Consider the following 12,914-nt stretch of genomic DNA (forward strand, 5'->3'; position numbering starts at 1 on the left):
GTTAGCATTACAATGATTTTGTTTGTTTTATCTCTTTACAAAGGAAATGATCCTCTAAATTAAGCAAAAAGAAATTTATTTAGTTGTTTTAATTTTTGTCATATTTAGCGACATCTGGCAACTCGTCTATTGTTTCTTGTTTTTGTACTTTAGTGCCATCCATTTCTAACAACATGGAACTTCCTATAACTTTAGGAGCATATTTTTTCCCCTCAAATTCAATAGGTAAGGTACCGTAGTTGAACAAAGATTTTGTGCTTTTATTAGCTACTTGTAAGGTTGCGATTTGATCACCGTCTAATTGGGCTTGAATCTCCCAATTGCCAACTTGAAAATGGGCTAACCCATCTTTATTGGAAAGGGTTTTAATGACTACTGTTTTACCGTCCTTAACTTGTATAATGGTAAGGAATCTGAATTTTTGTTTGGCCTCTGAAGTAATTCCAGCATGCCATTGATCTTTAAATTCTTTGATCTGACCTTCATCATTGGTGACTTTATTCCAGTTAACGGCCGCTTGGTAAAATTGGTTATGGACAACCATTTTTAAGGGACTGTTTGCAAATACGCTAGCCGTTACGTTTCCTAAATCGGTTTGTACCGAGAAATTTTGCTGCAGGGCATTGGCTGAATTTTCTCCTACTATGGTATAATAAGGGCAATGAAATTGAGTCGTCCATTTTACAGGATTTTTGGCTTCTAATTCATCGTACAATACAATGTATCCATCTTTTAGTTGCAACATATGTCTGCGATATAAAGTGACGCCAGATTCTCCATAACCATTGGCTTTACTAGGGACAACATTGATTTGTTTGAATCGGTCTAACCAAAAATCGCTCTTAATAGCACCATAAGCATTACTAGCATCACCTAAGGCATATTGAATATGTTGGCCTGAAATAGCTCTAGGAATCCATCCGTAACCTTCTTCTCCAAGTTTTTGATTCAGACTATCGGCCAAAATGGTATTATAGGCTTTTGATGATCGGTAATATAGAAGGTTGTGTTTGTCGCTAAAATTGCTGTAATAACCAGTTCCTCCAAAGATGACTTTACCTTTAAAATTGATGGTAAAGGCATTTTGCGACGCATGACCGTGACCTGAAGAGCCGAAGGGACTGCTGAACAAATAGCTACTAAGACTTTTATCGCCATGAGCCAAATCTTCGTGCATGGCCACTACACCAACATCGCTAAATTTGCGTGTTTTAGGCAAAGTAGTGGGTGAGGTAGCGGGTAAATTTCTATTGGGTTTATAGTTCAATAATCTAAAGAACAAGAAATCGTCAGTACCGTGATAGTAGCTCGGATAATCCCTTTTGATTTCACCTACATACCAGTTTAGGTATGGATTGTTCATTTTGTAAGTTAGGGCATCTGCAAACCACGCTTCACCTTTTACGATATAGGGAATATTTTCCCACATATCACCAATAGCTGTACTTGCGGCAGCATTTGGATGTGTATAGAGCATATAATACGGAAGATTTTCCATCCACGGCAGTTTAAAATAATCCACTCCGCTAAAATCGCCAAACATTTGTGATAGGTATACAATGGATTTAAAATTGACTCTGAAATATCCATTTCCTTCGTGCCATCCGCCATCGGTAGTACCTAAAACAGGAAAACGTGCTGACCATACTTCATACATATAGGTTAACCATTCCTTGGCCTCGGGAACATCGTTAATTACGGCCACTGTTGCAATGGCTAAGTTGCGTAAAGTGATTTGCCAAACGTGATTATCACTTACATGTAGTTCAAAACGGTTGGGTAAATGATTGTAAACGCGCTTTGCTCTTAGGGTAATGATATTTTTAAAAAGATTTTTTTCTGCTGGGCTTAAAAAGGCATAACCCGCATCGTAAAACCATCCTAAAGCTTCTAGTACGGCACCACTTGTAAAATCATCCCCTGTAGCCAAACCATCAGGGTTCATGTTGGCAATGTTTAAGGCTCTGCGTTTAGCGTCTAAAATAAAACGTTCGTCTTTTGTTAGTTGATAAGCGATGCATAAATTGCGAATAGGATTACCCACTGCATCACCAAAACCGTGATACATTCTTTCAATTATGATTTTTTTCTCTAACTTATTTTTACCCGTGGTATCGATTACCCTTTGTGGTTTCTCTGTTGGGAGTGGAGCCAGCATAAGTTTTTCAGCATAAGTGATAAACTTTTTAGCCTCAGGATTGTTTAAATTATTGCGATAGAAATCTTCTCCAATGGTATGCATGTTCCATAAAAGGGGATGTGATCCTTCGTTGCGTTTTAAAACTGCACTTATAGGTGGGGCTACTTTTTCATTGGCGAATTTGGCATCCACGACAAAATCGTAAACAGGTGACCAGGTCCACTGGGAGGAGCCTTTTAAGGCATACGCATATTTCCAAAACCATTTTCCAGGTTTTAAAGCCTGATGTAAGGGGTAAACAGCCCAACGTTGTTCCTCACTCTTGATAAGGTCTTTTTTGAAGTTTTGATCGCTAGCCAACATGACTTTGTAGCGCACCTTACCAATATTTGGATCTTCGGGTACTTCGCTACCGCTTTCCATAGGTTTTACCATTTCTTTACCATTAGTAGCTGGCCAAAGAAGAGCAGGAGCATTAGTTGGAACGGTTATGCCGTTAACAGGGTAAGGCCATTCACGTACTCTAGAGTGTAATTTTTCCGCTGTTAACTTGATCACAGCTGGCTGTTGCTGCGCGAAAACAGTAAGAGCGATGAAGGATATCAATACGGTATATAGATTTTTCATAAAATTATTCTTTAGCTAAATTATAGTCCTGAATTAAAGGAATCACCATTGCTTTTACACCACTTTTTTAAGTAACGACGCAGGGCTATTAGTTCTTTTTTGTGTGTTTTATTTACCGCCAGATTGGTGATTTCTCCAGGATCTGTTGATAGATTGAAAAGTTGTTCTTTTAGATCTCCTTTGTTGTAGACAATGTATTTGTAATCCTTGGTGATAACAGCTCGTCCACTAATGTTTAAAAGGGTTTCATTATCGGCGAAATCAGTTTCAATAACTAAAGTATCGCGTAGTTTTTCAGAGGGATTGCTTATTTTTTTACTGATATCAATTCCTTTTAAGTAAACGGGTTTTGGAACTCCTGTGAAACCACAAATCGTTGGAATAATGTCAGTACCATTACAAACTAACATATCGTCTGTTCGGCCATTCCATTGTCCAATTTTAGAAATAATAAAAGGGATTTTGGCGGACTCTTCATATAAAACCTGTTTCTGATTCCAACTGTGACCCGCATATCCATCACCATGATCGGCTGTAAAAATGATAATAGTATTTTTTTCCATATCATATTTTTTTAACGAAGCCAGTACCATTTCGATATAACGGTCTACTTTTTCAACTAAGCGATTGTAAGCCCAACGGTATTGACGCCATTGATCGGGAGTCCAATTCACAGAAGGGTAGGTTCTAGGACTTACTTTTTGTTGATCGCGGACAATTTTAGGTTCATTTGCGGGGATTTGCCAGTTGGCAGGTAAGGGGGGACATTGATCAGCGGGGGGAGCACTTTGTAAAACATCCATTTTTAAATCTTCTCCGCGTGCCCATTCACAAATATCATGCGGATTCAAAAAGGACGCTACCAGTAAAAAAGGGGTGTTTTTATTTTCTTTTATAAAGCGAGCACAAAATGAAGGTGTCGCTGCATCGTTATAATCTTGGAAATTGGTATTTTCGATGAATTCAAAACCATGTTGACTTTTTTTGGACGTAGGAACTGGTAAATGCCATTTGCCTACATAGCCTGTTTTATAACCTCCGTTTTGGAAAATCTTACCCATCATCAGTAGTTCATCTGGCCATTGTCCATCCTTTTCAGGAGCGTTTCCAATAAAACCATTTTCAAAAGGCATTTTCCCACTCATGATTGAAGAGCGAGAGGGTGAACACAAAGGTTGAGCACAATAGGCTTTGGTAAAACGAACGCCATTTTGAGCGAGCTTATCCATCGCTGGTGTGTGCAAATCTTTGTTGCCGGCAATACTCATCGCGTCAGCAGTTTGCTGATCGGTCATAATGATTAGAATATTGGGACGCTCAGCGGTTTGTGCCCAGCTCAAAGTAGGCATATAGAACACTGCTAAAAGTCCTATAAAGAATATGTTTTTTTGAAACTTCATAGCGACCTATTTAATAGATTATTTTTAGGTTTGTACACTCTTAAATACAAAACGAATTTAATCATCTAGGTTATAGGAAGGTTTAGATTTTGTACAAAATGCTATTAAATTTAGCTAAATTCCATAAAAAACTGCTGATTATAACTATGATTGTCAATAGTTTTAATCAGCAGCTTACTAATTGATGCAAATATTCTTGCAAAGTTTTATATAGTGACGTATTGGGCCTTTTGGAACTTTTGAAAAGCATTGGCACAGGCGCCTAACAAACCGGCTCTATTGCCAAGAGTTGCTGCTACGATCTCCGTATTGGAGAACGAAACTGGAATGGCAGCCGTTTTTACCCTTTGTGTTAATTGATCAATATAAAATTGACCTGCTTCGCTGATTCCTCCGCCAATGATTACTTTTTGCGGACTAAATATGTTGACACAATTGACAATTCCCGCGGCTAAATAATCAAAATGATGTTCCATTGTTTGGATAGCATGGTTCTCATTTTCTAGGTATTTTTCGATAATCGTTTTACCGTCTATGTCTTCTGCAGCATTCAGATTCAACGATTTGTAATATTTGATTAAGGCCGTAACGGAAGCATAGGTTTCTAAACAACCACGTCCACCACAAGCGCAGGGTATTCCGTTTTGCTGAATTACAGTGTGTCCTAATTCTGCACCTCGGTTTTTATAACCGCCAAATAGTTTTTTATCGATCATAATAGCTCCGCCAATTCCAGTTCCAATCGTTAGAAAAATAGCATCATCACTATCTTTGGCTGCACCGTACATCAGTTCGGCAAGTCCCATTAAGTTAGCATCATTGTCAATGACGATATCATATCCCGTTAATTCGTTTAGAATTTTTCCTAAGGGTAATTGTTCAAATCCAGGTAAATTCACTCCGCCACCCACAATAACATCATTTTCGATAAGCCCAGGGAAACCAATTCCGATACCCACTATAGGTTCGTCTAATTGATCCGTACATTGTGTAATTGCGCCGACAATTAGGTTGATAATTTCTTCTTCGGTTTTAGCTTCACTAAGTGAAACTAAAAAAGAGAATAGAATTTCTCCCAGTTCATTAACAACGCCACATTTAAGTGAAGTACCACCAATATCGATCCCGATTGCATACGATTTTGATATTTGTGTATCGTGTAAGGTATTCATAATGTTAACTTTAATTTGTTATTATCTTCTTCTACAAACAATTAATGCAGAACGGCAAGTTCTGCATTAATGTCCAAAAAAGGACTAATTTTATAAAAAAAATAAAGGCTTATTTTAAGCTAATCCGTATTAGGATTTAGGTTTATTTACAGATTTTGCAAAATCCCTCCACAATTGAAATTGCTTCGGATTCAAAATTGCTTTCTCTCTAATGGTTATTTCTTTTTTCCAAGCTTCTAGCTTCTCTTGTCTTTGGTCATAAAAAAGTGCTGGGTCCTCTTTAATAGCCTTTTGAGCTTTACCGTTTTCAGCAATAAGATCATGCATTTTTTGTCTGTTGATAGGACTCAGTTTCATCACCGTAAAGATAGAGTCTCTTAGCACTTTCATATTTTTAGGCTTGTCTTGTCCAAAAGAAAAAGTACTAATCAATATCATGCTCAACACGATTATAATTTTTTTCATCATTTTAGGTTTTTAGCTAATTAGTTAATTATTTTAAAAAGCAAAGGCTATGGCAGCTGTTTGATTTCCGATCAATTCTTTTGGTGTTTCGATCACAACAGAATCTCCTTCTTGCTTCCAATTTAGGTTTTTACCAGTAGAAAGCAATGTAAGTTTTTTTCCTTTTGCTGGTATATTTCCTTTCCATTGTAGGGTTGCGGGTATGCTTGTTCCTTCTTTAATGCAAAAAATGGCGTATTTCTTTTTCCCATCTTTTGATTGTGTAAACCAAGTTAAACCATCGTTATAGTTTTCGGTAATTCGGGTTCCATAAATAGCTTCTCCATTTACTTTGAGCCAAGCGCCAATTTCTTGTAGCGGTTGATCAACATACTGCGGAAACTCGCCTTCAGGTGTTGGTCCCCAGCCTAAAAGTAAATTGCCGCCTTTAGCAACTACCTCGGCCAAAGTGTGTATGATCCAAGTGCCAGATTTTATCTGGTTTTTTTTTGTATACCCCCAACCTTTAGCCAGAGTAAGACAGGTTTCCCATGGATCTTTTAACTGTTCTTTAGGTATGGTCAACTCCGGTGTACGGTAGTTTTCATAAGGTCCATGTATCGTTCTATCGACTACTAAAATACCTGGTTGTTTTTCTCTAGCCATTTTGGCTATGCGCGGTACATCTACATCTTGCGGGTAAGGTGGATAATTGGATTTGCTACTTTGTACATAGGCTTTTTCCATTTCACCTGGCTGAGGATTACGTACCCAGCCTCCATCTAACCATAAAATATCTACTTTGCCATAATTGCCCAAAATTTCACCGATTTGATTATAAGTAAAATCTTTGAATTTTTGCCATTGCTTTGGAAATTCGTTAGTATTATAATTGGCATTGCGATTTACCGTTGCAAAACGAGGCCACCAAAAGTACGCTGAATGCCAATCGGGCTTAGAAAAGTAGGTACCAATCATCATCCCTTGTTTGCGGTAGGCATCAAAAATATATTTGGTTACATCGGCTTTTGGATTACTGGCAAATGGACCATTGGTAATTTTAAAGTCATCCTGTTGGGTATCAAACATAGAAAAACCTTCGTGATGCTTAGTGGTAAACACCAGATATTTCATCCCTGCATTTTTTGAAATCTCAGCCCATTTTTCAGGATTAAACTTAACTGGATTGAATTTTTTGGATTGGTCCCAGTACCATTTTTTATATTCCTCGTACGTTAGTGTAGTGTCTCTTCGTTTCCAAAGTTCGTTAACCAGTGGCCAGGATTCGTTCATGGCTTTTAGACTGTAAAGTCCCCAGTGTAAAATAACCCCAAATTTTAAATCCTGCCATTTGTCTAGTTTTTCGCGAACTAATGGATCTGTAGGATACTCGTATTGGGTAGAAGCAGCATGAATATCTACTTGAGCAGTCGCCGATATAGAAATGACTATTAAAAGAGATAAAAAAAGTTTTTTTAACATGATTTTATAGGCTGATTTTTACAGTTAATGTTTAATAACCAGGGTTTTGACGAGTAATCCCTTTGTTTACATCTGTTTCGTTTGTCGGAAAAGGATATAATTCGTGTTTGTTTTTTATAAAGTTGTCCGATGCAGGGTAAGGATAAGTAGGACGAATTAGTAGCACTGCTGCTTTCGTTTCTGCTATCTTCTCCGCTAAGATCCCCCAACGAACTAAATCGGCTCTACGCATTCCTTCGCCAGAAAGTTCCCAAGCTCTTTCTTGTTGTATGGCTTTTAGAAAACTCGTTTTATCTAAGCCAGTAAGATTAACTTGTACAGCGGTTGGTTTGGTTAAAAGTGTTGCTGTTGCAGTGGCTCCTGAGCCTTTTCCGTCAGTACTTGTAATGGTTACGGTCGGTACAGAAGTATAACCATCACCAGGGCGCATTATCGCAATTGTGCCAATAGCACCACCAGTTGCTAGTGTTACTACACCCGCTGCAGCATCCGTACCGCCACCACCGGTAATTTGAATAAGAACATTAGCAGCAGCTGAATATCCTGTCCCTTTATTTCCGATAGTGATAGCAATACCGCTACCTGCGATATCTGTACCAAAACCTCTTCTTCTTACTTGATTAATGGCATCGTATGCAATTGCATTTGGACCTTCATTTAACTCATTTTCGACTTCAGCACGCATTAATAACAAATCAGAATAACGCATAATGACCCAATTGATGTTAGTACTAATCCTCTCTTGAGGCGAATTGGTTTGATATTCTCTACTCCATTTGGCTGTTGTCCACGATTGATCTTGGTTGGTGGTGACACGAGGAAGCTTATTTCCAAGGGCATCAATAATATAAGTTGCAATTGAAAAATCTCTACGCTTATCAGCTGTATTAAAGCTAGTATAGAATGGTTTAGGGACTATACATCTAGCTGCAGTACCACCATAGAAACTATTACTAGCAGTAGGTGCAGCTGGCGCATTGAAATAACCAGACCAAGAAGTGTTCGCTAAATTGGTTCCTATTGCAGGATTGTAAAAAGCAACTTGAAAAATGTTTTCACTAGGTTCTAAAACGTGTTGACACTGATTTTTAAACACTTTAGAATAAGATGGGTTTAACTTATATGGATTTTGAGCCATAACATCATTAATCTGTTTTTGTGCCAATAGGTAGTAATCTTTGTAATTGTCCGGACGTTTGATGGTTCCGTCTGCTCTTAATGAATATCCTCCTGCAAAAAGGGCAACTCTGGCTAACATGGCTTTTGCTCCCCATTTATTGATACGTTCATCTACAGGTGTAGCGTCTGGTAATACAAGAGATGCTTCCTGCATGTCTTGTAAAATTTGTGTATAGATTTCATATCGATCCACAAGACCTTCTGTAAAATTATCTCCTGTTTGTGAGCTTTTAGTTTTAAAAGGAACATCTCCCCATAAACGTACTAATTCAGAATAGTAAAAACCACGTAAAAATTTGGCTTCTCCGACCATTCTATTTAATTGGCTTTTTTCACTTTCGGTACCAGTGGTATAAAGCTTCATTTGTGGTATTTTTTCAATCACTACGTTTGCCCTGTCTATCCCACTGTACAATTGACTCCATACCGTGTAAAAAGTTACCGTTTTGGAAATACCTTTGTAGTGTGGTATTGTTCTCCAATCAACATCGGTATCTCCACTAATTTGGATAATGTCAGTATCTGTATCAAAAACTTGAGGAATATTCCATCCATAGGTATCTTGAAGTGACATAGTTTGATATACTCCTAAGGTTGCCATATAGGCTTCATCTACACTGGAGAAAAAATTAGCTGATGTAAAATAAGAATATGGAGTTGTTTCTATCTGATTATCACAAGAACTAAGAGGAAGCAGCAGAGAAGCTACAGCAGTAGCTAAAATTGCGTTTAGGGAAAATATTTTATTTTTCATTTTCTTTAAATTTTGAATTATAGTGAAATATTTAAACCTGTAATAAAAGATTTAGATTTTGGATAAGCGCTAAAATCAACTCCAGGAGTTAAGGCATTATTGATGATACTTACTTCAGGATCGTAACCTGAATATTTAGTAAATACATATAAATTATAGGCAGTGAAATAAAATCTCATATTTGAAATTTTTGTTGCATTTAGCCATTTTTTAGGTATAGTATACCCCAAGCTTATATTATTGATACGTAAAAAAGAACCATCTTCAATAATATCGCTATACAAACGACCTGTAGCATTTCCAGTGTACACCGGATTGGTTTTTCCTGCGTTTAAAGCCGTTAACTCGGTTGGGTCCGTTACGACTTGTCCAGCGGCATTAATGGTAGACCATCTGTCTGCAAATATGGCTAATGTATTTAAGTTTTCTTGATTAAGACTCGCGTTGTTCAATACATTGGCATTATAAATATCATTGCCTACAGTAAAGTTTAGGAACACACTTAAATCGATTCCTTTGTAGGTAAAGGTATTATTTAAACCACCTGAAAATTTAGGATTAGCATTACCTATTGCAGTTCTGTCTAGATCGTTTATTACTCCATCTGGCACACCTTGTGGACCACTAATATCTTTGAATTTTATAAATCCAGGTTGGACTATGACATTATCTTTAACAGCATCTGATTTTAAAGCATATGTTTTATTTGTTGTATTGTAATCAAAATCACTTACTTGATACAAACCATCACGAACATAACCGTACATGATACCTACTGGTTTTCCTACTTCTAATATATAGTCGTTGACATTAGGAGCATAACTATTGGTTAATAATGACGTTTCACCATCACTCAAACTAAGCACCTTGGTTTTGTTAAAAGCGATGTTAAAACTGGTATTCCAAGTGAAATCTTTTCTCTTAATATTGGCAGTATTTAAAGTAAATTCGAGGCCACGGCTAGAGGTGGATCCAATATTTTGGAACTGATTTGTAAAACCGGCATTGGCAGGGATACGAGTGTTATAAAGTAAATCTTTAGAACGATTATCATACCATTCGGTAGTAAGAGTGATTCGTTGTTTGAAAAATCCTAAATCTAAACCTAGGTTAGTGGACTGTGTTGATTCCCATTTCAAGTTTGGGTTAGGGAGATTTTTCTGAAATGCAGTTATGATTGTTTTATTATTGAGAGGATAAGATCCGGAATCGAAAATACCTAATGCGGCATAATTAGCTATTCTATTATTTCCTGCCTGACCATAACTTACACGAAGTTTTAAGTCAGAAACGGCTGTTACATTTTTCATGAAATCCTCATTTATGACTCTCCATGCTGCAGATACGGCTGGAAAATAACCCCATCGGTTCTGAGTACCAAATTTAGAAGAACCATCCGTTCTGATGCTTGCTGAGAATAAATATTTATTGTTAAAGGAATAGTTTGATCTGGCGAAAAATGACATTATTTTATCATCTTGCGTAAGTGATGTTGGAATTCCCGGAACAGTACCTAGATCTAATCTATCCCAACCTAAATTTACTGTAGGAAAGGCTGAAGCACTAACTGACAACGCTTCAGAATAATTATAAATATACTCTTGACCAGCAGTGATGTCAAACTTATGTTTTTTGTTGAACGTATTGCTGTAGGTAAGTGTATTGTTATAATTAAAACGATCTGAAAGGATACTGGTAATTCCACCATTTGGACCACCACTTCTGATCGCTTGAATACCTGAACTGTCATTGAAATATTTGCTTTTAGTAGTATTATCCGTAAAACTGGCTAATCCTCTATACACTAAATGCGGAGTAAGGTTGTATTGAAGTTGAACACTTGCATTGAGAGACTTATTCACTGATTCTCTATGTTGACTCGATATGGTAACCAATGGGCTTTGTAACGCAAGACTGGTATCCAATGGATCCAATAAATAATCTTCAAGATCATCATCTGATCCTAATAGGCCATTAATAGTACGATATCTGAAAACGTTTTGTAACATGCTTAATCTTGGATTTCCACCTTCGCCTGTATCTAATCCTGTAACTTTTTGAGTGGAATAATTAACAATACCACTAATCGAAAACTTTTTACTTACGTTATGGTTAATCGATAATTTGGCAATATTTTTTCTTGAGGCACTTCCTATCATAACACCCTCATCGTCATTAAGAGAATAGAAAATATTAAATTTAGTTTCATTTGAACCGCCATTAATACTCAATTTATGGTACTGGCTCACTACTGGGCTTCCAAAGATTTCTTTTTGCCAGTTTTTACCAGGTCTATTGGTATAAAGTGATGGTAGCTGATCAAAAGCACCATAATTTTTTGTAAATGCGGCTAGTTTTATAGGATCACTTGCAACTCTTTCATAGGTTAGTAGAGCAAAATCATATGGATTCAGTACTGGAATTTCAGATGTAACTTGTTTTATACCTGCATAGGTATCGTAATTAATACTCACTTTTCCTGATTTTATTGACTTGGTTGTAACTAAGATTACTCCGTTTCCACCTTGGGCTCCATAGATAGATGTTGATGAAGCATCTTTTAATACATCTATCGATTCAATATCCATCGGGTCTAAAAAACCTAATCCATTTGTTTGAGGCACACCATCAATAACATATAAGGGTTCATTACTTTGTGTGATAGACATTCCACCTCTAATTTTAATTGAAGGTTGTGATCCAGGTGTTCCATCAGACATCGTTACTTGCATACCTGCTATACGACCTTGTAAAGCCTCGGCGACATTTTGTACGGGAGTTTTTGCGAGTTCTTCACCTTTGACAGAAGATATAGCTCCGGTAAGGTCTTTTCTGGATTTTGTTCCGTAACCGATTACAACTACCTCATCAAGATTATTGGTATCGTCGAGTAATTTAGTATTGATAGTGGTTCTATTATTAACAGGTACTTGAGTAGATTTGGTACCAATAAAGCTAAATACCAAGGTGGCATTGGCTTTTACTTTAATTTGATAATCACCATCCATAGAAGTAACGGTGCTATTTTTGGTTCCTTTTTCAGAAACGGTTGCCCCAGGCAGCGGCATACTTTGAGCATCCGTTACTACACCTTTTACGGTAATAATATCTTGCCCATACATCACTTTACAAGTGGCCAGTAGCAAAAATAAAAATATAGTCTTTTTCATGATTTTTTGTTTAAATCGGACTAAGCTTTAGCTTACTTCCTATTTGATGTTATTTCAGTTGAATTTTCGTCTAGCTAAATAATCTGTTACTCTTTTTTATTGCCCTCTCAAGAGGTATTGATCAAATGATCTAGGCAAATGGATGAGTGAAATTTCAAAATTGCTTTTGTAATAAAATGATTCAATGTACTGGATAGTATCATTGCCTCAAATACTCAATTGTTAATTTTGTAGAAAATTATAACATTTTATTAACGTGAGAAAGGGGCAGGGGTATTTTCCGCTTGTTGAATAAAAATAGATTTTGTTGGGTGTGGTTCGGTTGTTTTAACATGGTCATGTTTTTTTTTGATTTAATTAAAACAAATGTATAAATCGGGTCCAGATGACAGTTTTGAATACGTCCAGAATGCTATTGATTTTGATTAATATAACGTTTTCGTTAATTGAATATTTGTTGTTAGTCAGTATTTTAGGCTTTTTTCTAGAATTTTTTTTTTAAAGAAAGTACCGTAAATACTAATGTTTTTTGAAATAGGAGGTGTT

7 protein-coding genes are annotated in these 12,914 nt (G+C 36.7%); all 7 read right to left on the bottom strand.

Features of this window, described 5'->3' with window-relative positions:
* Nucleotides 1-88: 88 nt before the first annotated feature.
* Nucleotides 89-2,767: a DUF4962 domain-containing protein gene (locus tag AC51AA_RS02255; protein ID WP_500704125.1), complete on the bottom strand. Its 2,679-nt coding sequence runs from the start codon at nucleotides 2,765-2,767 to the stop codon at nucleotides 89-91.
* A gap of 20 nt (nucleotides 2,768-2,787) precedes the next feature.
* Nucleotides 2,788-4,167: a sulfatase family protein gene (locus AC51AA_RS02260; RefSeq protein WP_500704126.1), complete on the bottom strand. Its 1,380-nt coding sequence runs from the start codon at nucleotides 4,165-4,167 to the stop codon at nucleotides 2,788-2,790.
* A gap of 206 nt (nucleotides 4,168-4,373) precedes the next feature.
* Entirely contained in the window at nucleotides 4,374-5,339 is a 966-nt protein-coding gene (locus tag AC51AA_RS02265; protein WP_500704127.1) for an ROK family protein, read from the bottom strand.
* Between the two features lie 129 nt (nucleotides 5,340-5,468).
* The gene (locus AC51AA_RS02270; protein ID WP_500704128.1) at nucleotides 5,469-5,804 is read right to left on the bottom strand and encodes a hypothetical protein; all 336 of its coding nucleotides are present in this window, start codon (nucleotides 5,802-5,804) and stop codon (nucleotides 5,469-5,471) included.
* Nucleotides 5,805-5,837: 33 nt separating this feature from the next.
* Nucleotides 5,838-7,265 (bottom strand): alpha-L-fucosidase, encoded by a 1,428-nt coding sequence (locus tag AC51AA_RS02275; RefSeq protein ID WP_500704129.1) that lies wholly within the window; start codon nucleotides 7,263-7,265, stop codon nucleotides 5,838-5,840.
* Nucleotides 7,266-7,296: 31 nt separating this feature from the next.
* Nucleotides 7,297-9,198: a RagB/SusD family nutrient uptake outer membrane protein gene (locus tag AC51AA_RS02280; protein WP_500704130.1), complete on the bottom strand. Its 1,902-nt coding sequence runs from the start codon at nucleotides 9,196-9,198 to the stop codon at nucleotides 7,297-7,299.
* A gap of 17 nt (nucleotides 9,199-9,215) precedes the next feature.
* Nucleotides 9,216-12,368, bottom strand: a complete 3,153-nt coding sequence (locus tag AC51AA_RS02285) for a SusC/RagA family TonB-linked outer membrane protein (RefSeq protein WP_500704131.1) — start codon at nucleotides 12,366-12,368, stop codon at nucleotides 9,216-9,218.
* Nucleotides 12,369-12,914: the final 546 nt, after the last annotated feature.

It is taken from the genome of Flavobacterium sp. OHVDL-2026-0007, assembly GCF_059882335.1.